Origin of the sequence: Halobacteriovorax sp. BALOs_7, from assembly GCF_003612895.1 — a bacterium.
Lineage (GTDB): Bacteria > Bdellovibrionota > Bacteriovoracia > Bacteriovoracales > Bacteriovoracaceae > Halobacteriovorax_A > Halobacteriovorax_A vibrionivorans.
In genome coordinates, this window is record NZ_CP027772.1 from 439,659 (window position 1) to 462,008 (window position 22,350).

The 22,350-nt window shown below is 35.1% G+C and carries 23 protein-coding genes; 21 read left to right on the plus strand and 2 right to left on the minus strand.

Features of this window, described 5'->3' with window-relative positions; translation table 11 throughout:
• The first annotated feature begins 5 nt into the window (after positions 1-5).
• From BALOs_RS02105 to BALOs_RS02185, 17 genes are all read left to right on the plus strand, one after another.
• Positions 6-971, plus strand: a complete 966-nt coding sequence (locus tag BALOs_RS02105; protein WP_120404163.1) for a hypothetical protein — start codon at positions 6-8, stop codon at positions 969-971.
• Positions 972-1,049: 78 nt separating this feature from the next.
• Positions 1,050-1,844 carry a thioredoxin domain-containing protein gene (locus BALOs_RS02110; protein ID WP_115361944.1) on the plus strand — a complete coding sequence of 265 codons (795 nt, stop codon included), beginning with the start codon at positions 1,050-1,052 and terminating at the stop codon, positions 1,842-1,844.
• A gap of 107 nt (positions 1,845-1,951) precedes the next feature.
• Positions 1,952-2,389 carry a hypothetical protein gene (locus BALOs_RS02115; RefSeq protein ID WP_115361942.1) on the plus strand — a complete coding sequence of 146 codons (438 nt, stop codon included), beginning with the start codon at positions 1,952-1,954 and terminating at the stop codon, positions 2,387-2,389.
• A gap of 119 nt (positions 2,390-2,508) precedes the next feature.
• Entirely contained in the window at positions 2,509-2,787 is a 279-nt protein-coding gene (locus BALOs_RS02120) for an HU family DNA-binding protein (protein ID WP_115361940.1), read from the plus strand.
• A gap of 291 nt (positions 2,788-3,078) precedes the next feature.
• Positions 3,079-3,612: a flagellar basal body-associated protein FliL gene (gene fliL, locus BALOs_RS02125; protein WP_115361938.1), complete on the plus strand. Its 534-nt coding sequence runs from the start codon at positions 3,079-3,081 to the stop codon at positions 3,610-3,612.
• Positions 3,613-3,675: 63 nt separating this feature from the next.
• Positions 3,676-4,698, plus strand: coding sequence for a flagellar motor switch protein FliM (gene fliM, locus BALOs_RS02130; protein WP_115361936.1), 1,023 nt, complete (start codon positions 3,676-3,678; stop codon positions 4,696-4,698).
• Positions 4,699-4,714: 16 nt separating this feature from the next.
• A complete protein-coding gene (gene fliN, locus BALOs_RS02135; protein ID WP_162929496.1) occupies positions 4,715-5,095 on the plus strand; it encodes a flagellar motor switch protein FliN in 381 nt (126 codons plus the stop codon).
• Positions 5,096-5,107: 12 nt separating this feature from the next.
• Positions 5,108-6,277 (plus strand): flagellar biosynthetic protein FliO, encoded by a 1,170-nt coding sequence (locus BALOs_RS02140; protein WP_115361934.1) that lies wholly within the window; start codon positions 5,108-5,110, stop codon positions 6,275-6,277.
• A 36-nt stretch (positions 6,278-6,313) separates the two neighbouring features.
• The gene (fliP, locus tag BALOs_RS02145; RefSeq protein ID WP_115361932.1) at positions 6,314-7,063 is read left to right on the plus strand and encodes a flagellar type III secretion system pore protein FliP; all 750 of its coding nucleotides are present in this window, start codon (positions 6,314-6,316) and stop codon (positions 7,061-7,063) included.
• Positions 7,064-7,080: 17 nt separating this feature from the next.
• A complete protein-coding gene (fliQ, locus tag BALOs_RS02150) occupies positions 7,081-7,350 on the plus strand; it encodes a flagellar biosynthesis protein FliQ (RefSeq protein ID WP_115361929.1) in 270 nt (89 codons plus the stop codon).
• A gap of 9 nt (positions 7,351-7,359) precedes the next feature.
• Complete coding sequence (locus BALOs_RS02155) at positions 7,360-8,136, plus strand: flagellar biosynthetic protein FliR (protein WP_115361927.1); 777 nt, start codon at positions 7,360-7,362, stop codon at positions 8,134-8,136.
• Between the two features lie 12 nt (positions 8,137-8,148).
• Entirely contained in the window at positions 8,149-9,225 is a 1,077-nt protein-coding gene (flhB, locus tag BALOs_RS02160; protein ID WP_115361925.1) for a flagellar biosynthesis protein FlhB, read from the plus strand.
• A 22-nt stretch (positions 9,226-9,247) separates the two neighbouring features.
• On the plus strand, positions 9,248-11,323 hold the full coding sequence (gene flhA / locus BALOs_RS02165; RefSeq protein ID WP_115361924.1) for a flagellar biosynthesis protein FlhA: 2,076 nt from the start codon (positions 9,248-9,250) through the stop codon (positions 11,321-11,323).
• A 1-nt stretch (position 11,324) separates the two neighbouring features.
• A complete protein-coding gene (locus BALOs_RS02170) occupies positions 11,325-12,800 on the plus strand; it encodes a hypothetical protein (protein ID WP_115361922.1) in 1,476 nt (491 codons plus the stop codon).
• A 49-nt stretch (positions 12,801-12,849) separates the two neighbouring features.
• Positions 12,850-13,758 (plus strand): AAA family ATPase, encoded by a 909-nt coding sequence (locus BALOs_RS02175; RefSeq protein ID WP_115361919.1) that lies wholly within the window; start codon positions 12,850-12,852, stop codon positions 13,756-13,758.
• 16 nt (positions 13,759-13,774) lie between these two features.
• A complete protein-coding gene (locus BALOs_RS02180; RefSeq protein ID WP_115361918.1) occupies positions 13,775-14,560 on the plus strand; it encodes a FliA/WhiG family RNA polymerase sigma factor in 786 nt (261 codons plus the stop codon).
• A gap of 198 nt (positions 14,561-14,758) precedes the next feature.
• Entirely contained in the window at positions 14,759-17,059 is a 2,301-nt protein-coding gene (locus tag BALOs_RS02185; protein ID WP_115361916.1) for a hypothetical protein, read from the plus strand.
• A gap of 204 nt (positions 17,060-17,263) precedes the next feature.
• Here the strand turns inward: BALOs_RS02185 and coaE are convergent, their stop codons facing one another.
• Together coaE and mazG are read right to left on the minus strand one after the other, a co-directional pair.
• Positions 17,264-17,911 carry a dephospho-CoA kinase gene (gene coaE / locus BALOs_RS02190; protein ID WP_162929497.1) on the minus strand — a complete coding sequence of 216 codons (648 nt, stop codon included), beginning with the start codon at positions 17,909-17,911 and terminating at the stop codon, positions 17,264-17,266.
• A 1-nt stretch (position 17,912) separates the two neighbouring features.
• Positions 17,913-18,719 (minus strand): nucleoside triphosphate pyrophosphohydrolase, encoded by an 807-nt coding sequence (gene mazG / locus BALOs_RS02195; RefSeq protein ID WP_115361912.1) that lies wholly within the window; start codon positions 18,717-18,719, stop codon positions 17,913-17,915.
• A 47-nt stretch (positions 18,720-18,766) separates the two neighbouring features.
• Between mazG and ybeY the strand changes: the two genes are divergently transcribed.
• The 4 genes from ybeY (at position 18,767) to BALOs_RS02215 (ending at position 22,321) form a co-directional block, all read left to right on the plus strand.
• Positions 18,767-19,327: an rRNA maturation RNase YbeY gene (ybeY, locus tag BALOs_RS02200; protein ID WP_120404165.1), complete on the plus strand. Its 561-nt coding sequence runs from the start codon at positions 18,767-18,769 to the stop codon at positions 19,325-19,327.
• A gap of 17 nt (positions 19,328-19,344) precedes the next feature.
• Positions 19,345-20,458 (plus strand): peptide chain release factor 2 gene (prfB, locus tag BALOs_RS02205; protein ID WP_240406497.1). Its coding sequence is split into 2 segments (ribosomal slippage): positions 19,345-19,416 and positions 19,418-20,458, totalling 1,113 coding nucleotides; the frame shifts between segments, so codons are not numbered across the junction.
• A gap of 12 nt (positions 20,459-20,470) precedes the next feature.
• Positions 20,471-21,664, plus strand: coding sequence for an ABC transporter permease (locus tag BALOs_RS02210; protein ID WP_115361908.1), 1,194 nt, complete (start codon positions 20,471-20,473; stop codon positions 21,662-21,664).
• Positions 21,665-22,321 carry an ABC transporter ATP-binding protein gene (locus BALOs_RS02215; RefSeq protein ID WP_120404166.1) on the plus strand — a complete coding sequence of 219 codons (657 nt, stop codon included), beginning with the start codon at positions 21,665-21,667 and terminating at the stop codon, positions 22,319-22,321.
• Positions 22,322-22,350: the final 29 nt, after the last annotated feature.

Here is a 22,350-nt window from a genome sequence, read left to right on the forward strand (position 1 = left end):
TACTTATGTACGAAAATTTCAAGAAATCAATGTTTAATGTCGTAGCACAATCCTTAAAAGACTTTAAAAAGGATGACCAGGCAAAGTTTCGTTTGAAGCTAGGACTCATTTTTGCCGTTCTACCTTTTCTATCAATCATTGCTGGCTTCATCTTAAATTGGTTTCTTTTAAAGTCGGCAGTTATCTATATTACTACATTTAGAAAGGATCTCGATTATATTATTGATGATCTTATCTTAGACTACCTACAGATAGGCTTAGTCGAAGTTTGGCCATGGGTGATCTTTTCATTTATTTGTCTCTTAATTGCAGGAATTATTCTTGCTCAATTAATGCTTCGTCCATTTGATGAGATAGCAGACTACTGTAATGAATTTCTGTGTGCAGAAAATAAAGATGCAACATTTGATGCTGATTTTAGTTCTGAGCTAAGATTACTATCGAATTTTAGTGACTGGTTTTTTACAACTACTGAAACTTTTAGAAAGAGTGGTGTTTTAACTAAAATTGAAGTTCCAAATAAATACAAAAAGATACACAAGCCTGTCTTTGAATCAATGTTCTTCCTTAATAAGAGTTTCTATGTTGCGATTGTTTGCATACTGATGGGAATGATTATTACGATCATTAACTTTGCTCTTTTTGATGCAATCATTATGGTGGTTAATCATATCTTAACAGATAGTAAAGTTTTTAAAGATTACTTAGTTAACATGGCGTTACTGCAAAACGACATTCTCTACATCACAATTATTGTCAATATTATTTCTTATGGTATTTTTCTACTCTATCTCTATAACAAGGTTGCTACACCTGCTTTCGGGATTTTTGCCACTATGCGATCATTCATTAGTGGACGATATGCCTCAAGAGTTCATTTAATCGGTTATAAGTATGTGCGTAATCAGACACGTGTCATAAACCGCTATCTCGACTACATGGAAAAAGAGTACTCTGCAAAAGATGATTGAGTATTTCATTTTGTTCAAGTAGAATTCTAATAATAACTTGACGTGAAATTATTGTTTAAAACAACAAAAGGGATAGTAATGAAAAAATCAATCGGCATTGTAATGTCACTTCTTCTACTTGCCAGCTGTGTAGGTAAAGATCAAATCAAACAAGCTCTTAAAGATGATCCAACTATTTTAGCAGAAGCAATTAAAGCAAACCCTGCTGAAGTTATGGAAGCTCTACAAACAGCAGCTCAAAATGCAAAAGCTGAAATGGCAAAGAAAAGAGAAGAGGAAGAGAATAAAAAACTTCATGGATTTATTGAGAATCCTCTTAAGCCAGAAATTAGAGAGGATGAATCTATCCGTGGTACAAAAGGTGGAGCGATCACTCTAGTTGAATACTCTGATTTTCAATGTCCATATTGTACAAGAGGATTTGAAAATGTTGTAAAGCCAATGCTTGAAAAGTATGAAGGTCAAGTACAGTTTATCTATAAGCACCTTCCACTTTCATTCCATTCTGAAGCAAGAATTGCAGCAGAGTACTATGAAGCTCTTCGTCTACAAGATCCAAAGATGGCATTTGAATTCCACGATATGCTTTTTACTCAAGAAGGTCAGCAGAAACTTAGACAGTACAAAGAAAAGTACCTAAAGCAAGCAGCAAAGAAAGTTGGTGCTAACATGACTAAACTTGCTAAAGATGTTAAGTCTGAGTACGTTGTAAATAGAGTTAAGGCCGATGAAGCTGAAGCAAGAAAATTTGAAATCCAAGGAACTCCTGGTTTCGTAATCAATGGTGTTCCAGTTAAAGGTGCTTACCCAATGTCACACTTTGAAATGATCATTGATCTATTAAAAGAGAAAGGGAAGCTAAAGCTGAACTAATTCAAATATACATTTCTATATTTAATAAGAGGCCTGCATTCTTTGCAGGCCTTCTTATTTGGGCAAAATCTAATCTTCTGTTATACTAGAAATAATGGAGGTTAAAAATGACAAGCTTCTTTGATCATAACCAAGTAAAAATTAATAAAGAATATATGCGTGAATCTGCTAAGCAGATCGATTATTCTCTATCTGATTTTTTACACGATGATATTCCTCATAACCTCATTGAACAAAATGTACTTGATCATGCATATATCAAGCATGTTTCATCTCTACTTAAAACTGACTCGATTTATAAACTTGCTCATGAGATCTTAGAGCTTGAAAAAATTCTTGATAAGCTTTCTGAGCACCTTCCTGTTGATATAAAGATTCCTAATATGGAAGTTTTCTATCATCAACTCGGCCCAGTCTTCATTCAATTATTTGTTGAAATTGAAGACATAAAAGAGCACTCTCAATTAGAGCTAGAGTGGCTTAAAGCCGTTAGAATCGCACTAGAGGAAGAAGTGGTAGTTTGGCAAGAAAAAAGTCTAAAATAACCTAAAAAATAAAAAAAATAACTTAATTAAAAAAAAAGGCTTAAAAAGCCTTGTCAAAGCGTGTTTCAGGCCTCATCCTATTTTTACAACAACTAAATAACTAACTATTTGGAGTTTACATGAACAGAAAAGAACTTGTAGAAGCAATCTTAAAGAACAAAGAACTTAAGCACCTAACTAAGAAAGATGCAGATACTTTCGTATCAACTACTCTTGAAACAATCAAGAAAGCTGTTAAGAAAGGTGACGATGTATCACTAATCGGTTTTGGTACTTTCACAAAAGTAAGAAGAGCAGCTAGAACTGGTATCAATCCAGCAACTGGTGAAAAGATTAAAATCAAAGCTAAGACTCTTCCAAAATTCAAGCCAGGTAAAGCTTGGAAGGAAATGTTCTAATTTTAGATTTAAATTAGTTTCATAATAAGAAGCCTCCCTTTGGGAGGCTTTCTTATTTCTAGAGGGGAAAAATTTGCCTCTCAACTCAATAAGCGTCAAAAAAGCGTCGACATTTTGACACCGGCCAATTTTTACATACAAGCTAAACGGTTAGAATTCCTTTAAAGGGCAATAGAATGTGGTAGAACATTCTTTACTATCTTGTAGAATTTGCCGGTAGGATGTATAATTTTTGACGAGGCACAGTTTATAAAGGAATTTTTTTCTGTGTGAAGTAAAGGATTTATAAGTATGGCAGATGGAAGTGCTGATAATACAAACCAAGGAAGTGGTAAAAGCCCTCTTTTAACAGTAGCTCTACTACTGAATATTATCTTAATGGGTGTAATCGCTTATTTTCAGTATCAGACACATGTGAAATTATCGCAGCAATCTTCAGTAGAAGATCTTGTTAAAGCTCAAATGGCCGAAGCAAATAAAGAAGCAGACGTTGTGACAACTGGTGAAGCACAAGAAGAAGAAGGTAAGCTCTTTCCTCTTGATAGCTTTACAGCAAACCTTTCACAAGGTGATGGACCTCAACGCTACATTCGTTTAAATGCTGTACTTAAGCTTTCTCTAAATGCAAAAGAGGAAGAATATAAAGCAAGAAAGCCTCAGATTAGAGATACAATTATTAGTATTCTAAATTCAAAGAGGCCAAATGATCTTCTTAAAGTACAAGGTAAGGAATACCTTAAAGAAGAAATTAAATCAGCGATTAACTCATATCTCGTTGATGGAAAAGTTTTAGATGTTTACTACGTTGGTTTCCAGATCAACTAGTACATAAATAAAAGTTTAACTTTTGGCAGGATGCCAAGATCATCAAATCCTAGGAGGGGAACGATGGCACAGGTTTTAAGTCAAGACGAAGTCGATGCTCTATTAAACGCTGTAAACGATGGTGAAGCAGATGATTTTTTAGGTGATGGTGGCGATTTCGATGATGAAGCTGAAGATGAGAATATACAGCCCTATGACTTAACTAATCAAGACCGAGTCATTCGTGGGCGAATGCCTATTCTTGAAATCATCTACGAAAGATTTATTCGTTCATTTCGTGTATCACTTTCAAATTCTTTAAGAAAGATTTCAACGATCTCAATGATCTCAACTGATCTTCTTAAGTTTGGTGAGTTCGTAAACACACTACCGATTCCTTCGTGTATGTGTATTATGAAATTCAATGAACTAAGAGGTCCTGCTCTTCTAGTTTTTGAATCAAAGTTAGCTTATGCAATTATTGATTCATATTTCGGTGGAACGGATCGTCCATTTACAAAGATTGAAGGAAAGGAATTCACAGCAATTGAACTTTCATTCATGAGAAAAGTTATGGATATGGCCATTGCTGACCTTGAGGAAGCTTGGGCACAAGTTCACAGAATTGATGCACAATATGTAAGAACAGAGATTAACCCACAATTCGTTGGGGTTGTTCCTCCATCAGATGTAATTATCGCAACAACTCTAGAAGTTGAATTTGAGTCTGCATCTGGAACGATTATGATCGTTGTTCCTTACTCAACAATTGAACCAATTAAGCAAAAGCTTTCATCTAATTACCAAACTGATAACGACATGGCAGACAGTATCTGGACAAGTGCAATGAATGAGCACATTAAAGATACGAAAGCTGAGATTGTTGTCAAACTTGGTGAGGCACAGATGACAGTGGGTGACCTTCTTACTCTTCAAAGTGGAGATATTATTCCATTGAACCAAGAAGCTTCAAGTGAAGTTAAGGGAACAATTCAGGGAGTAGAGAAGTTACAGTGTCTAATTGGAACATATAAAGGAAGCCGAGCGGTACAAGTCACACATGTTGATAAAACACCGAAAGTTTCTATGGATATCGAAGTAGAGTAATAAAGGGAGTATATAAATGAGCGATCAAACAGAATTAAATAATGAAGTACAAGGTCTAGAAAATTTTAATACGATGGAAGTTGAAAAACTTGCTGATGAAATTAGGGCCGGTGATGATGCGATTAATAAATTAAAGGTACAAAACCTAGACTTTATCTTAGACATTCCTCTAAAGGTAACAGTTGAACTAGGGCGTACAGAGGTAATTATTAAAGACCTTCTGCAACTAGGACAAGGTTCTGTACTTGAACTTGATAAGTTAGCTGGTGAGCCTCTTGAGATTTTAGTAAATGGGAAGCTTGTCGCTAAAGGTGAAGTTGTTGTTGTTAACGAAAAGTTTGGAATTCGTTTAACAGATATCATTTCGCCAATTGAGAGAATTGAAAACCTTAAATAATAGGAACTTATTATGGCCAAACGATTTAAATTATTATTTTTAGCACTTTCTTTAATAACAGCAAATGCTTATGCAAGAGTTGAAATTGGAAAAGTTGAGTTAACTAAAGATGGAAGTACTGGTGTTGTAACCATTGCGTTAAAAGGTAACTACCGAGATACTCCTGAGTTAACAATTAAGGATGATATTATTCAAGTTGCTCTTGATGGAACAATTGTTTGGCCAAAAATTGAAAAACAAGTTTCTGTGAATAATAAATTTGATACGAAACTTATGGCGTATCAATTCAATAAAGATGTTGCTCGTGTACGTGCCATTCTTCCTTATGAACTAAGAGGTAAGGAAGATAAAGTAAGTTTAGAGGTTGGAGATAACCAAATTAAAATGTTCTTTCCAATTTCAGCTTCTAAAAAACAAGTTGCTGTAACAAGAGCAGCTACTCCAAAGAAGGCTCCTGCTAAAACTAAAAAAGCAGAAGCATATGATGAAAGTTACTTAGAAAAACTTTTAAAAGATAAAGAAGAAGTAACAAAGAACGAAAAACCTAATAATAAAAAACTAAATGATACAAATGATTCTCTTCTAGCATTAGCAAAAGAGAAAAAACAACAAGTAGAAGATAGCGTAAGCTCTCTTTCTTCTGGAGTTGAAAAGGGTGGATTTCAAATGTCGACTTATATTTTTAAATTTATCGGATTCTTCGCTCTTTTTGCTGCCGGTATCTTCTTTCTAATGAACTTTTTTAGAAAGGGAATGCTTAAGAAAGGTGGATTAGGAATCTTCTCTAGTGCAAAGATGGTTGAAGTATTATCGACAACATATCTTGCCCCAAAAAGAAGTCTTCTTGTTGTTAGAGTTCAAAAACAAGTCTTTTTAATGGCACAGTCAGAAAAAGGTATGGATTTTTTAACAGAGATTGAAGATACATCAGCTTTCTTTAAGGAAGGTGAAAAACAAATCACTGGATCTAACTTTGATACAAACCTTGATTCTGCAAATGAAGGTTCAAAAGAATTTAAGTTAAAAGAAGTAACTCAAAATATGCATGAAGCAAGCAATTCAACAAGATCTTCACAGGAAGCAATTTTAAATAGTCTAGCAGGACAAGCAACAAGTGAAGAGAAGGTGAGTCTTACTGCTCAAATTAAGAAAAAAGTAAAAGACATGAAGTCTTTACAATAGATATTTGATTTTAAAATCAATTCAATAGGAAGTTGAATGAAGAACCTTTTAAAAGCATTATTAGTATTTAGTATCGGCGGATGGCTAAGTACGATCTTTGCACAGCAGTCAACGAACCTGGGGCTTCCAGGACTTTCTGTTAATTTTGGTCAAGGTGTTGATCTAGTCGATACGATCGAGTTAACGGTCCTTTTTACAGTTCTTACGTTAGCACCAGCTGTATTAATTCTTTGTACATGTTTTACGAGAATTATCGTTGTTCTATCTTTCATGAGACAGGCCATTGGAACTCAAAGTATGCCACCAAACCAACTACTAATTGGTTTTGCAATGTTTCTATCTGTTTTTGTGATGCAGCCAACTGGTGAAGATATTTATAATAATGCTATTAAGCCATATATGGATAAGAAGATATCAACGACTCTTGCTCTTGATCGAATTGAAGGGTCTCTTCGTGGATTCATGAATAAACAAGTACGTAAAGCTGATATCGGTCTTTTCTATGATGTAACAGGAAGACAGGCACCACAATCAATTAATGATGTTCCTATTCATTTTTTGATTCCTGCATTTATTATTTCTGAATTAAAGACGGCCTTTCAAATTGGCTTCTTACTTTATATCCCATTTCTCATTTTAGATATGGTTGTTGCCTCTGTTTTAATGGCCATGGGGATGATGATGCTTCCTCCGGTTGTTATTTCATTGCCTTTTAAATTATTACTCTTTGTTCTTGTAGACGGTTGGCAACTGGTCACAGGTTCACTACTAAGGTCTTTTAACTAAAAGAATTGGAGAACAAGATGGACTTTTTTTCAGACATCGCAAGACAAGCAGTTACTGTAGGATTAATGATTTCAGCACCAATGTTAGCAGGTGCTCTAATTATGGGTATTTTAGTATCGATATTTCAAGCAGTTACTCAAATCAATGAGCAAACACTTTCATTCATCCCTAAGATTCTAGTGATTGTTGGTGCATTAGTGTTAACAGCACCATGGATGACAGATCAACTGACTACTTTTACAAAAGAATTAATCATCAGTATTCCACAACTAGTAACTGGTAGGTAATCGTAATATATGACAATTCAAATCACTGACATTGTCCCTATAATCGCCTTTTGGTTAATCTTTACCAGATTACTTGCTATTAACTTTCAGCTACCTATTTATGATAACTTACCAATCCCAATGATGGTAAAGATCCTTTCAACTCTTGTTATGAGTTTTTGCTTCTTCCCATATATTCAAGGTGAAGTAGTCAAGGACATCATGTATGTGGGAAAAGATAACTTCTGGGCCCTCACTATTATTTACACACTCATTGGATTGATAATTGGATATTTGGTAAAATCAATCATGGGTATCTTCCTGTCAGCAGGTAGTATTATTACCCAGCAAATTGGATTTGCAGCGATTCGCTATTTTGATCCTTCTTCAGGTCAACAAGTGGGTCCTTTCGAAAAACTTATACAATGGACTGTTCTTGTAATGGTTATATCTTCCGGAGCACTTTTACCGATGTTTAAAGGGATTTTCCAATCTTTTTATTCAATTCATATCTACGATATGGGTGTCTTTGCGAAGTCTCATATTTTCTATATTGAAGCTTTTAAATCAATTTTTGTTGCTGCCCTTATGCTTGCAACACCATTGATTTTTACAAATATGCTCATCAGTTCGATTCTAGGAATTATTGCTCGAACTGTACCACAAATGAATATCATTATGGTGAGCTTTGTCGTTAATATTGGCCTAGGTCTACTAGTATTCACGGCAACAAGCGATGAGTTCTTTCACGTTGCATTTAAAATGTATACGGAAAGATTAGGCGAGTGGTTTAACTTTATACTTTAAAGGAAGTAAGTCGTGGCCGAAGAAACAGATCAGGAAAAAACGGAAGATCCATCCCAGCATCGAATTGACGAATCGAAAAGAAAGGGTGAGGTCGCATCCTCAAAAGAACTAACCAGTGTGTTAGTACTGGCCGCCTGTATCATGACATTAGGTCTTTCTCTTCTTTTCATTTATCAAGAAATGGAAGAATTCATTAGATGGATTATGTATCTTGATCCAGCGACTGCCTTTACTGAAAAATCACTTAAAACAATTGCTAATAAAACAGCTTCTACGGCCCTTGTTTGTGCCGCTCCTGTTTGTCTTGTCGCTCTTTGTATGGGGATCGTTGCAAACGTCGCTCAAATCGGATTCATCTATGCTCCTGAAGTTTTAGAGTGGAAACCAGAAAGAATTGATCCAATAAAGGGAATAAAGAAACTATTCTCAATGAAAGCAGTTGTTGAGGCCGTTAAAGGTGTCTTAAAATTTGTTTTCATTCTAGGAATTGTATATTTTTATATGAAAGAAGATATTGCATCTTTTGTAGGCTTTCTTCATGTTGACTTCTTTCAAGCATTTGTAATCGGTAAAGATATTCTCATTAAGTTAGGTTTTGCAATCCTAGCTGGTCTTGTTGTTATTGCTATCGCTGATTTTGCTTATCAAAAGTATTCTCACAAAAAGAAACTCATGATGACAAAAGAAGAAGCAAAAAGAGAATCAAAAGAACAAGATGGTTCTCCTGAAGTTAAACAAAGAATTCGTAGTATTCAAAGAGAGCAGGCCCAAAAGAGAATGCTTGCAGATATACCGACAGCAGATGTAATTGTCACAAACCCAACACATATCTCAATTGTTTTAAAATACGATCAAGAAAATATGGTGGCCCCTGGGGTTGTTGGAAAAGGTGCTGATCACCTTGCAATGAGAATTAGAGAAATTGCTAAAGAACACAATATTCCAATTGTAGAAAATGTGCCTTTAGCAAGAGCATTATATAAATCAGTAAAAGTTGGGGAAGGAGTTCCTCGCACACTTTATAAAGCAGTCGCTGAGGTATTAGCGTTTGTTTATAAGCTTAAGAGAAAGAACAAAGCTCTAAGTTAATTGAAGTATTAGGAAAAGTATCATGGATGGTATCTTTAAGAGATTAAAAGTATTAACTGAAAACTCAGATCTTGCAGTTGCAGTCGGGATTCTAGCTGTTCTTGCAGTCATGATTATTCCTGTTCCACCAATTGTACTTGATTTACTTTTAGCGACAACTCTTTCATTTTCAATCATTATTCTATTAGTTTCTGTTTATACAAAGAAGCCATTAGAATTTTCTACTTTTCCGGCGGTTCTACTTGTAACAACACTTTTTCGTCTCTCTCTAAACGTAGCATCAACTCGAAATATTTTACTTCGTTCTGGAAGTGAGGGGACAAGTGCTGCTGGTGAGATCATTAGAAGTTTTGGTGAATTTGTTGTTGAAGGGAACTTTGTTGTTGGTATCATCGTTTTTATCATCTTAGTAATTATTAACTTCATGGTAATTACAAAAGGTGCTGGAAGAGTTGCAGAAGTTGGTGCTCGTTTCACGTTAGATGCAATGCCTGGTAAACAGATGGCCATTGATGCCGATTTAAATGCCGGACTTATCAATGATGCTGAAGCAAAACAAAGACGAGCTGAAGTTGCTGAAGAAGCAGACTTTTACGGGTCGATGGATGGTGCTTCCAAATTCGTACGAGGGGATGCCATTGCAGGTATTCTAATTACTGCTATTAATGTTATTGGTGGAATTATTGTTGGTGTTGGCCAATATAATATGAACTTTAGCCAAGCAGCTGAAACATATACTCTATTAACGGTAGGGGATGGGCTTGTTTCTCAAATTCCAGCTCTAATTATTTCAACTGCTGCCGGTATTATTGCAACAAGAAATACAAGTGAAGATAATCTTGGTGCTCAAATGAGTAAGCAATTTAAGCTTCACCCAAAAGCAATCTTAATTGCAGGTTGTGTGCTTCTTATTTTCTCACTTATTCCAGGACTTCCAAAGCTACCATTTATTGTTGTCGGTTTAGCTCTTCTTTTTGTTTCAAATAAAATGGAAAATGAAATTGCTCAGGAGAAAGTTGCCGCTGAATCAGTTGTTGAAGACGAGAAGAAATCGACTCCAGAGTCACTTGAGGATCTCCTTAATCTTGAACTTGTTGAATTAGAAGTTGGATATGGACTTGTAAATCTCGTTGATTCATCACAAAACGGTGATTTACTTGAGCGTATCACATATATGAGAAAGCAATTTGCTCTAGATTGGGGTGTTATCATTCCATCTGTTCGTATTAAAGATAACCTGGAACTTGCTCCAGGTGGCTACTCTTTAAAGATTAAAGGTGTCGAAATTGCTCAAGGTGAACTTGTTCCTGATCACTTCCTGGCCATGGACCCTGGTAGTGTTATTGAGAAAATTGATGGAATTGAAACAATTGAGCCAGTTTTCGGTCTTCCTGCCGTGTGGATCACAGAAGATCAGAAAGATGATGCAGGATTTAATGGTTATACAGTAGTAGACTTATCAACTGTTCTTGCAACTCACTTGACTGAAATACTCAGAACTAATTTACATGAATTATTTGGACGCCAAGAACTTGTTCGTGTTCTTGATAATTTTAAAGAACATTATCCAAAAATTGTTGCGGATCTCGTTCCAGATATTCTTCCTCTAGGAGCTGTTTTAAAGGTATTACAGAACCTTTTAAGGGAAAATGTTTCCATTCGTGACCTAAGAACAATCTTAGAGTCTTTATCTGAATATGGAGTGAAAATTAAGGATACAGATCTTCTGACAGAAAATGTCAGACAATCGTTATACCGCACTATCACTGAGTCTATTAAGTCTCCAAATGGTGATTTGCCGATATTTACGTTAGATCGTAAAATAGAAGAGCAGGTTGCTGGCAATCTCATACAAACAGAAAATGGTCAACAAGTTTCTTTAGACCCAAGAATTACCCAATCGATTTTGGCCAGTTTAAATGAGAAAATAGAGGAGGCAACGAATATGGGTGAAAAAATGGTTGTTCTATGTTCACCTGTTATCCGTGGCCACTTTAAGAAATTAACAGAAAAATTCATACCAAACTTAATTGTAGTAAGTCATAATGAATTAAGTCCAGATGTGAATATTAGATCGCTTGGAACGGTGAGGTTATAGGATGTACGTTAGGAAATTTGAAGCAGATTCTTTAGATGAGGCATTAGCAAATATTAAGGCCGAGCTAGGACCTGATGCAATTATTCTTAAAACACAGACGAATAAGGGAATAAAGGGTGCTTTCAAAAAGAAAAAAATTGAGATCACTGCTGCAATCTCTGAGAAGAACTACACGAAAAAAGCTCAAGTTGATAGCGTTTTAAATCCTGAACAAAAAGATTCTTTTTACCAAAATAACTCATCTTATATAGCAAATATGATAAATTCACATGATCAACATAAACAAAATCAAGGCACTAATGAAAATCCAATGGCCGGTTATGGAAGCCTTGGCTTAAACAAAAGTGTTAACTCTCTTGAAGAAAAATCGACTTCAAATTCTGCATCAGGACTTGATGATTTCTTAAGCTCTATTGATAGAGAAGAAGTTAAGAAAGCAACAGCTAATGCAGACTCTGAAAACTTCAATGATTTCTTAAATGGAGATTTCTCTCTTGATGATGAGATTGAAGTTGAGGAGCCAAAGGTTGCTCAAGCTAGACCAGCAATGCAAGACAATTATGTAACTGGTCCATCTACACCATCAATTAATAATGAAGAAGTAAATCATTTAATTGATTCACAAAGAAATAAAATCGATGATCTTGAAAAAAAGATTTATGAATTAACACAAAGTGTACAGGGGATGACTAAGCCGCAAGCACTTGGTGTTAAGGAAATGGTAACAATTTTTAGAAGTCTAGATATTGAAGAAAGATATATTCAAAAAATTGTTCGCAAAGCAAACTTTGATCTTTCTGATGATGATAAAGAAAATCCAGATACAGTTTTCGAATTTGCTCTTAAAGAGATGATGGGTGAAGTAAAGACGGCGATGCCACTTTTTTCTTCAGTCGATAACGAAGCTTCAAAGACTGTTACAGTATTAATCTCTGATGCTACTTGTGGGCAGAGCTCGATGTTAACGAAGCTTTCTGCTCTTAAAGATGATTCAGTGATTATTAGAAATAAGGGAAAAGTTGGATATAAAGATAATACTTCTTTCTCTGAAAAGTTCTTCAATGTTGAATCAAATGTGTGTGAAACAATTTCTGAGATCGTTGCGCAAACAAGAAAATCAATAGAAACCAAGAAAAATGTTTTTATCGACTACAAGGCAACAAATCAAGAAATCAATGAAATCAAGAAGTTCGTAGATGGCCTAAGACGTTCATTTGAAAATGTGGAAGTTTTAATCTGTCTTTCGGGAATCAACACAGAGTTGTATAATAGAAAAGTACTTAATCGTTATGCAAATATTGCTAACGGTCTCGTGGTGACGCATTTAGATCAGTGTTTAAATTATGGATCACTCTTTAATTTAGCAATTGATTTTAATTCGCTACCATATAAGTTTTTTGGAACAGGTGAGATTGTTCCAGATGACCTCGAAGCTGCAACTGCCGAAAGGATTTTGGCAGGAATATTTAAACTGTAGCTGATTTTATTTTTTATATTTAAATTTTAAGTTTTGTTTAGGAGACAGGATGTCCAGAAACGATCTTTCAACTTGGTTGATGTCACATAGAAGTGACAGCGATGAGATCTCTAATCTAGAAGATCTTAACGTAAAAGAATCTCTTAATTTAATCAGTGACGATTGCGAAATTATAGCTGTTGGTTCAGGAAAAGGTGGAGTTGGTAAAACAACGACAGCTTTGATGTTGGCCAATGAATTAAGTTCTAAAGGAAAACGTGTTCTTTTAATCGATTGTGACTACAATCTTTCTAACACGGCAGTTAAGCTAGGGCTTCCTTTAAATGACAACTTTTACTCCCTTATTTCTAATGAGAAGCCATTTGAAGAATGTGTCTATAAATTAGGTAATATAGATCTTCTAAGTGGATGTAATGGTAATAGCGATCTCTTTGAGAAATCTTTCTCTCACGATAAATTCATTATCGATATTATTGCTGAACATCGTACGGAATACGATCATATTATTCTTGATTGTCCAGCTGGTGTGAATAGGGAGACGATCAATCTTCAAGCCTATTCTGATTACCGATTCATGGTTGTAAATCCAGATCGTTCATCAATCACAGATACATACGCACTAATTAAAATTCTAAATCAAAAATACAATATCAAAGACAACCATTTAATCGTAAACAAAGTAGAATCGAATCAACAATACAATAAAGTTGTACGTTCGCTCGTTGATACTGTTTCAAGCTTTATGCAGGCAAACTTGAGTGTTTTAGGTGGGGTTAAAAATATCGAAATTCCATCTGATAAATTTGATCATGCACTTTTGAAAACGGAAAAGAATTCCCTTTCAAAATATTACACAAAGATCATTAATAAATTTTCCGACGAGGACGATAGTCGTATTACACCGGTAATCCTAAATGGATTTAGTGAGTCCGGAACTAGTCCACAACAGTTAGCCTAATCAAGGAGTGAGAGAGATGTCATCGTTGGCCAAAAAATTAAAGAATTTAAAAGACTACCGCTCAACAGTAGATCCAAAAGTAAAAGATGAAATCGTTGTGGAATATGCACCACTAATTAAATATATCGCACAGAAAATTGCTTCACGTCTTCCATCTAATATTGAATTAGATGATCTTATTTCATGTGGAGTTATCGGGCTAATGGATGCAATCGAGAAATTCGATCCAACTCGTGATAATAAATTTAAAACATATGCAGAGTTTAGAATAAGAGGAGCTATCCTTGATGAATTACGTTCACAGGACTGGGTACCTCGTTCAGTAAGAGAGAAGGCAAAGACTATTGATCGTGCTTATCAGAAGCTTGAATCAGAATTAGGTCGTCCTGCTACTGATGATGAAATGTGTAAGGAACTTGAATGTAGTAAAGAAGAGTTCCATGAAATGCTAAATAAAGCAAAATCAGTTTCAATCTTAAATATTGATGACTCGGCAACTTTTAATCGCAATGATAAGAGAGCAATGGCCGGTTTAAATGAAGACAGTAAATCAATGAATCCTTTTACTGCTGTTTCTAATAAAAACTTTAGAGATAAAATTAAAGAGGGTATTGAGCAATTACCTGAGAAACAAAGACTAGTACTATCACTGTATTATTATGAAGATCTAAATCTTAAAGAGATTGGTCAGGTATTAGATGTAACGGAATCACGTGTATCACAACTTCATACACAAGCTGTAATGAAGCTTAAAGCTAAGCTACAAAATATGTTTGAAGGTTATGAAGAACTAGTAAGCTAATAAAAAATAACAGATCAAAATAATCAGGCCCTCTTTTAAAGAGGGCCTTTTTTTTCCTATAAATTAAATGAATTAACCCTTTAAAAACCCGGCAAAAAATAGCATAATAGATGTAGAAATTCTTACGTTCACAGGAAGTGAAGGACCGTTAACATATGGAAGTGACTTTCCCTAGCCGCCATTTAGGAGATAAATAATATGAAGCTTCGTTTCAGCAAGCCGTTGTACATCTATTTCTCAGTTTCTCTTATTCTAACGACAGCTCTTATATCCGCTGGTGTATGGACCTTTTGGAAAAAAGGACCTGCTAATTTTGAAAGAATGACGATGATCTATGAATCGACTTCAAAATTTGATGAAGTTAAAAATTCAAATGCCCTAACAAGTATTAAAGAGCTTGTTCGAGTTGATCGTACGAAAGAAGCGATCTCAGAATTTGAAAGATTTGAAGCAGGTGTAAATGAATTAAATAATATTGCTAATATTGAAGAATATGAAGCTTTGAATGAGAACTTCTCTAATTTGAAAAAGAAGTTAAATGATATTACAGCTTCTGCAAATAAGTCGACATTGATTAATGTTTTAAGAACAAAGGTGATTGGTTTTCAAAACTTTGTTGTCCATAATCAATGGCGTACATTAACAAGAGTTTCAACAAAGATTAAAACAAAAATCTCGGTAGGCACAACAAAGAGTTCTAACTTTTATACATATTCAAATTTAAAGAAATTACATCAGTCGATTTCATCAGATGTTAATTATATGGAAAGAGTAACAATGAGATCGGTATTATCTGATGAAGATAAGAACTTGATTGTTATCCGACTTGGGACATTAAAAACAGAATTAAATCTCTTAAAAAGATCACTAGATTCTCTTAGAGATTTTGGATCAATTTGGAACTCAACAAATGAATCATATAAGATTTGGAGTGAAAAATTTGGTCCAAAACTTACTTACCAAAAAATTGAACTAAATGAAGCTTCTAAAACGACGCTATATGGCCTAATTGCAATCGTTGGTATCCTTACTCTCGTATTTGCAGGTGGAATATTTATGGTTGCCTACACTGAGAGAAGGGCATCAAAGATCTTAGAAAAAACTTCTCTAGATCTTATCAAAGATGGAGTTATTCCAGTCAGTGCAAAATTAGAAGGGGAATGGTCTCATTTATTTAAAGAAGAAATTGAAAAGTATCGTGGTTATATTCATAAGAGAATGAGCTTTGGATCAATCTTTCAAGACGCAATGCCATTTTCTTCTTTATTACTTGATTCAAACTTAAATGCTGTTTGGGCAAACTCATTATTTTATGAGCATTGGAGTATTGATAATACTAAAAATGATCACAGTATTACTTGGGACTATCTAAGCACATTTACAAACCTCGGTGAAAACGATCCTGTTATTAGTGCTGTAAGAGATGGTATTGCTGGAATTTATCAAATTCAGGTAAAAACAGAAAATGATAAAGAAGCTGCTCCTTTTGAAATGTATGTTTCACCGGTTGAATATGCAGATCAAAAAAGAATTATGGTTATCTTCTATCCATTAAGAAGTTTAGAAGAGACTTTAACAAATCAAATGAAATCAGTCGTCTCACCGGTGTGTAAGTCTCTTGATGCTTTAGTTGAAGCTAGCTTCTCAGGTGAGTTAAAAGAAAAGTTAAAACAAGACTTCTCTGCTGCTGGTATTGATAATGTATATAATAAATTCACAAAAGTTAACGATCACTTCTTAAGTCAAAAAGCATCTTTCTTAAAAGAGGTAGAGCTTCTTGAAAATAACTTATTTGAACAATATAAGATAATCGATGATGTAAGAATTATTTTTGAAGGTCAAAAGGACTTACAAAAAGAAGCGATTAATAAGTTCAAATCTGCTAAGGATAAGATTGTATCAGTAGTTGAGATGAGAGCTAAGTTTGAAGAAATGAATCGTTACATGGTGGAGATGAGTAATCGTCTTTTCAATGAAGAGATTGAATTAGCGACTCGTTCAAGTGAGATTGTTGAAATTATAAATGAAAATAAGGCTGCCTTTGCTGGCCTTGTTAAATCTCGTGATCAATTTAAGTCACTTAAGTCACAAGTTGAACTCTTTAGAGCACGAAGTTCACAAATCGTTGATCAAATTCAAAGAGGTGTAGCGACAGATGCTACAATTGAAAAATTTGCAGGTGAGCTTAGGGACTTTAATTCAACTCTAGGAAACTTCTCAAAGGTATCAACTCAATTAGATGTTGGTCTTTCTAAGGTTCAGATTATTATGGACAGTAAAGAAGTTCCTGATGTTGGAGCAATTAAAGAGACATTTAAAACAATCAGAGGCGAAATGAATGAGGTTTCAACGCAAACTCAACAATTATCTCGTTTCGCTCAAGAAGAAGATGAAGAATTAATTTCATCTCTTAGAGGACTTTATGGAAGTTTCCAAAACTTAAGAACTCAAAATGGTGAAATTGAAAATACTGTTGCTGACAGTCACCCTATTATTTAAGCAACCGCAAAATTGACTGGCTCAGGCCAGTCTATTGTTTGCGGTGCTAGCTCCCCATATCTTTAGCTAGAAAATAATATTCAACAAGCCGGGTTCAAGCCCGGCTTTGTTGCCTCAGGAGCAATGTGAAAGCAGTCGCAAAAAAAGCGACACTTTAGCGAAGCTAAAGTTAGTCCAACCCAAACTAATTTTAGGACCGCATAACTAAAAGTCAAAATGATCTAAGAGTTGTTTTAAATTAAGATCCTCAGCGCTGCCAGAGTTATCAATGACATAGTCAGCAAGTTTGGCCTTCTCTTCAATATTGATCTGTTTAGAAAGGATCTTACAGGCAAGGTCCTTTTCGATTCCATCACGTGCCATTAAACGCTCTACTTGTTTTGCTCTTGGGCAATACACCACGACTTTGAAATCAATAAATGGTGCAAGGTTTTTTTCAAATAAAAGAGGAACGTCGTAGATTATAACCTTTGGAGAACCAAGGTCTTTATATGCATTGAGAAATATCTCAGGTAGTTGGCGATAGATTAAACTTTCGATATCGTTTTGAATTTGAATATCTTGAAAGAAGTATTCTCGAAGGAGTTTGAAATTAATTTCATCCTCTTCGTTAATTACTTGTGAATAATACTTTTTTAAATGCTCTATAGACTCTTTAGATTTGTAGACTTCTTTAACCAATGCATCTGCATCAATAATAGGAAAGTTCTTTTCTTTTAGAATTTTTGAGACTGTTGACTTTCCTGTGGCAATTCCACCAGTAAGACCAACAATTGGGCATGGCATTTCGTAAAGACGCTTGTCTTTTTTTAGAGAAATATATTTCTTTTTTAATTTAATGGATGATTTCATATTATTTATTTTTTTCAATCTCTTTTACACGAGACCAAAGTCCTTCTAGTTCTTCTTGTGAACTTTCTCGAATCGCAATACCTTCTTGTCTTGCTATATCTTCTAATTGATTAAATCTTCTTTTGAACTTAAGGTTGGCCTCTCTAAGAGTCATTTCTGGATCAAGATCCAGGTGTCGTGCTAACTGAGCAACTGAAAAAAGTAAATCACCCATCTCTTCTTGAACACGTGCCTTATTTAAGTCGCGTCCTGGAGTTAACTCTTCTTTAAGCTCTTGCCACTCTTCTTCCACTTTATACATAACCTGAGAGTATTCTTCCCAGTCAAAGTTTATTTTACTTGTCTTCTTTCCAATCTTTGCTGAACTTGTCAGGGCCGGAAAAGATAGAAGCTCATCGCATATTTCATACTTCTTTAGACTTTCTTCTTGGGCCTTCTCAGCTTTCTTGATGGCCTCCCAATTGTCTTTGATTTCTTTAATATCGCGGGCCTTATTATTCGTAAAGACATGAGGATGGCGTCTTACCATTTTGTCAGCGATAGTTTTAGCAACAGAATTAAGATTAAATTTTCCTTCTTCACTAGCTAGTTGAGAGTGGAGCACGACTTGTAGGAGAACATCACCTAACTCGTCTTCCATTTTTCTATAGTCACCATCTTCCACGGCGTGCATGTATTCGTAAGATTCTTCCATTAAATATTTAAGAAGTGACTTATGAGTTTGTTCCAAATCCCATGGACATCCATCTTTAGGATCTCTTAATTTGGCCACAACCTCTTTTAATCTTTCCATTTCGCTTAGTGACATAATCTAGCCTTGGTAATATAATCTAATAACTGAATATTACACCCAGAATGAAGAGATTGGAAATAATGGCCTACACTAAAACCATTCAAATTGATAAATCAAAATTGGTTATTCACTTAACAGATAACGCTAGGTCTAAATGGGGATTAGAAGCATGTGAAAAGATGATGCAGGACTCACTAAAGGTCTTAAGTAATTTCCTTTTCTCAAAGAATACTTGTTTAGATAAGAAGATTCATCAAGAAATAGAAGTCGATCTTCACTTCTGTGGCGATAAAAGAATGCGTCAAATTAATAGTGAGCATCGCAACAAAGACAAGACCACTGATGTCTTGTCGTTTCCAATGTATGAAAGCCTTAGACCAGACAGTACGGATTTCGTTCTACCTGGACCTGTAATGCTTGGTGATATCATCATCAGTCGCAATGTCGCTAGGAAACAAGCACGTGAATTTAACTTAAGTCTTGAGCAAGAGGTTATTCACTTATTTTGTCACGGACTCCTACATTTGTTAGGATATGATCACGAAATATCTGAAAAAGAAGAAGAGATTATGGAGTCGCTTGAAAAAGAGATTCTCTTAAAAATAAAAAAGGCAAGAAATTAATGGAAGAGAGTACACGTATTGGCCTTAGTGAGAAAAAATCACTCATGGCGGATTATAAGGATAAATTAGAAAGTCTTAGGAGGTCACTTTGATGTAGACCAAAAGTCTGCACGTATCAAAGAGATTCAAGAGATGGAAGCAATGCCTGGCTTCTGGGATGACAATACTAACGCAACAAAAGTTCAAAAAGAAAAAAACCTCTTAGAGGATGTCACAAATACATATACAAAATTAAAAGATCTATACGATGAGTTCGATATTCTACTCGAATATGCTGGAGAAGGTGATGAGGAATCAGCAGAAGGTGCAATAAGCATTGCTGATGAATTCGTCGATGCTTTCAATAAAGCTGAACTTAAAGTCTTACTTTCAGATGATGCCGATTCAAATAATGCAATTGTAAGTATTAATGCTGGTGCAGGTGGGACTGAATCATGTGATTGGGCAAGTATGTTATTTCGTATGGTCAATCGTTGGGCCGAACAAAAGAAATTTAAGGTTCAGGTCTTAGATGTACAAGATGGAGATAGTGCTGGGATTAAATCTGCAACTATGCTCATTGAAGGAAATTACGCTTACGGAAATTTAAAGTCTGAAACAGGAGTACATCGCCTTGTTCGTATTTCTCCGTTTGATTCAGCAAATCGTAGGCATACTTCTTTTGCTTCAATTTTTGTTTCACCAGAAGTTGATGATGATATCGAAATTGAAGTGGCCGATAAAGATATTCGTATTGACGTGTATCGCTCAGGTGGTGCTGGTGGACAGTCTGTAAATACGACAGATTCTGCGGTTCGAATTACACACCATCCAACAGGACTCGTGGTAACATGTCAGAACGAGCGTTCACAACTTCAAAATAAGATTCAAGCAATGAAAGTTTTAAAGTCTCGTCTCTATGAACTTGAGCTTGAAAAGCAAAGAGCTGCGGCCGCTGAAGAAGAGGCCAATAAGAAAGAAATTGGTTGGGGAGCTCAGATTCGCTCTTATGTTCTTCATCCATATAAAATGGTTAAAGACCACCGAACAAATTTCGAATCTTCTCAAGCTGAAAAAGTACTTGATGGGGATATTGATGGATTCATGGATGCATTCTTAAGATGGTCTGTTGATGGTAAGAAAGAAGGATAAGGAAATATAGCATTGAACTTTTTTTATCTTTTAAAAGATTTCCAATTACTCTTTTTTCGTGATCGTTCTTCACGTTACTTTATTTCTGCTACTATACTTGGCCTAATGTTTTCGTTGGCCGTTATTCTATGTAGTCTTGCTCTAATGGATGGTTTTGGGGTGACTCTTAAGAAATCTTTAAATGCAGGTAGTGGAGAAATCATTCTTACTGCAAATAGTGGTTTTTTTGAGTTAAATGAAAATGAAGTAAAAGACCTGAATAACTTTCCAATTCAAACTAAAATACCAATGCTTCGTACACAATCATTTGCAAATAAAGACGAAAAAGGAAAAGCTGTCTTTGTTGTCGGTGTTGATGAAGGTGTGGAAAAACTTGATAATGGCCTATTCATGCCAAAAGAAAATGAAGTTATTATCGGGGATCTGTTGGCCGAGAATTTAGGGGTCAAAAAGGGAGATACTCTCAAGTTTAGTTTTTCTGCTGGGAAACTAGGAGAGAGGTATCTTCCCACAAATGCTGTTTTAAGAGTTGTTGATATTATTCCGTTTAAAATTCATGAATATCGCAATCGTTTTGTTTACGTGAATTTAGATCATATTCAAAAGCTTCTTGGAGTTGGGAAAAAGATTAATATCATGAGCCTCAGGCTCGATCCCGAATACCGCACAATTAATAAGATAAATGAAGTCGTCTCAGATATGAGAAGTGTCTTCTATTATGAATTTACAGTGGCCCCTTATTGGAGTGACTTTGCAACGTTTTTAAAAGCGGTTGAATTTGAAAAGTATATGATCTCAATTGTCTTTTCAATTGTTGTCATCTTGGCAATATTTAATTGCCTGGCCTTTATCATCTTTTCTAAGGAAAGAAGATCTCAAGAAATATTCTTATTATATGCGATAGGATTGTCTCCAAGTAAGTTTAAGACTCTTTGGGTTGTTCAAAATGTTGGCATCTGGCTTTTGGCATTTTTAGGTTCTTTAATTTGTGTTGAAATCTTTGATTATCTTTTAGGGACTTTAGATATTTTCTCATTACCGACAAATGTTTATCACTTAAGCCGTATTGAGTTGTATCTGGCCTTCAAAGATATTTTCGCTGTTGGGGCCATCTCATTAGCTCTTATATTATTTTTAACTTATCTCGTTCTAAAGAGATTAGATTCTAAATCAATGGCCCAAGGCCTGAGAGAGGAGTTTTCATAAATGGCTGTTTTAAATGTAAAGAATGTTCAAAAAGACTTTGGAAACTCACATATTTTAAAAGGTGTGGATCTTTCACTTAGTGAGGGAGAAAGATGTGTCATCAAAGGTTCATCTGGTTGTGGTAAATCAACACTGCTTTATTTGATTGGTGGCCTTGAGAATATTACTGCTGGAGAAATTACTGTCGATAACCTCAATATTGGCAAATTAAATGACGCAGGGCTTGCGAAATATCGTAATTCTAAAATAGGATTTGTTTTCCAATTTCACTTTCTTCTTTCATCACTAAGTTGTTTGGAAAATATTTTATTGCCAGCAAGACTCGGTGGGCACAGTGTGTCGAAGACGAAGAAGTATATCGAGTCTTTAGCAAAGGCCCTAGGAGTTCAGGAGTGTCTTAAAAGATACCCATTTGAGATCTCAGGTGGCCAGCAACAGCGTATTAACCTGATACGTGCTCTATCACTTAAGCCTAAGATGTTACTATGTGATGAGCCTACAGGTAATCTCGATTCGAAAAACTCTAAAATCGTAGCGGATCTAATTTTTAATCTTTCAAAAGAATTGGGAACAACACTTCTTGTTGTTACTCACGATGAAGAAATGGCCGCTAAATTTGAGAGAACTCACACGATGGTGGATGGAATATTGCATTAAAACGCAATTTTGTGTCGCACTGTGTTCGT

Bases quoted from the DNA above. Each gene is read 5' to 3' on its own strand.
- BALOs_RS02105 (WP_120404163.1), top strand. From the start codon at position 6: ATGTACGAAAATTTCAAGAAATCAATGTTTAATGTCGTAGCACAATCC.
- BALOs_RS02110 (WP_115361944.1), top strand. From the start codon at position 1,050: ATGAAAAAATCAATCGGCATTGTAATGTCACTTCTTCTACTTGCCAGC.
- BALOs_RS02115 (WP_115361942.1), top strand. From the start codon at position 1,952: ATGACAAGCTTCTTTGATCATAACCAAGTAAAAATTAATAAAGAATAT.
- BALOs_RS02120 (WP_115361940.1), top strand. From the start codon at position 2,509: ATGAACAGAAAAGAACTTGTAGAAGCAATCTTAAAGAACAAAGAACTT.
- fliL (WP_115361938.1), top strand. From the start codon at position 3,079: ATGGCAGATGGAAGTGCTGATAATACAAACCAAGGAAGTGGTAAAAGC.
- fliM (WP_115361936.1), top strand. From the start codon at position 3,676: ATGGCACAGGTTTTAAGTCAAGACGAAGTCGATGCTCTATTAAACGCT.
- fliN (WP_162929496.1), top strand. From the start codon at position 4,715: ATGAGCGATCAAACAGAATTAAATAATGAAGTACAAGGTCTAGAAAAT.
- BALOs_RS02140 (WP_115361934.1), top strand. From the start codon at position 5,108: ATGGCCAAACGATTTAAATTATTATTTTTAGCACTTTCTTTAATAACA.
- fliP (WP_115361932.1), top strand. From the start codon at position 6,314: ATGAAGAACCTTTTAAAAGCATTATTAGTATTTAGTATCGGCGGATGG.
- fliQ (WP_115361929.1), top strand. From the start codon at position 7,081: ATGGACTTTTTTTCAGACATCGCAAGACAAGCAGTTACTGTAGGATTA.
- BALOs_RS02155 (WP_115361927.1), top strand. From the start codon at position 7,360: ATGACAATTCAAATCACTGACATTGTCCCTATAATCGCCTTTTGGTTA.
- flhA (WP_115361924.1), top strand. From the start codon at position 9,248: ATGGATGGTATCTTTAAGAGATTAAAAGTATTAACTGAAAACTCAGAT.
- BALOs_RS02170 (WP_115361922.1), top strand. From the start codon at position 11,325: ATGTACGTTAGGAAATTTGAAGCAGATTCTTTAGATGAGGCATTAGCA.
- BALOs_RS02175 (WP_115361919.1), top strand. From the start codon at position 12,850: ATGTCCAGAAACGATCTTTCAACTTGGTTGATGTCACATAGAAGTGAC.
- BALOs_RS02180 (WP_115361918.1), top strand. From the start codon at position 13,775: ATGTCATCGTTGGCCAAAAAATTAAAGAATTTAAAAGACTACCGCTCA.
- BALOs_RS02185 (WP_115361916.1), top strand. From the start codon at position 14,759: ATGAAGCTTCGTTTCAGCAAGCCGTTGTACATCTATTTCTCAGTTTCT.
- coaE (WP_162929497.1), bottom strand. From the start codon at position 17,911: ATGAAATCATCCATTAAATTAAAAAAGAAATATATTTCTCTAAAAAAA.
- mazG (WP_115361912.1), bottom strand. From the start codon at position 18,719: ATGTCACTAAGCGAAATGGAAAGATTAAAAGAGGTTGTGGCCAAATTA.
- ybeY (WP_120404165.1), top strand. From the start codon at position 18,767: ATGAAGAGATTGGAAATAATGGCCTACACTAAAACCATTCAAATTGAT.
- BALOs_RS02215 (WP_120404166.1), top strand. From the start codon at position 21,665: ATGGCTGTTTTAAATGTAAAGAATGTTCAAAAAGACTTTGGAAACTCA.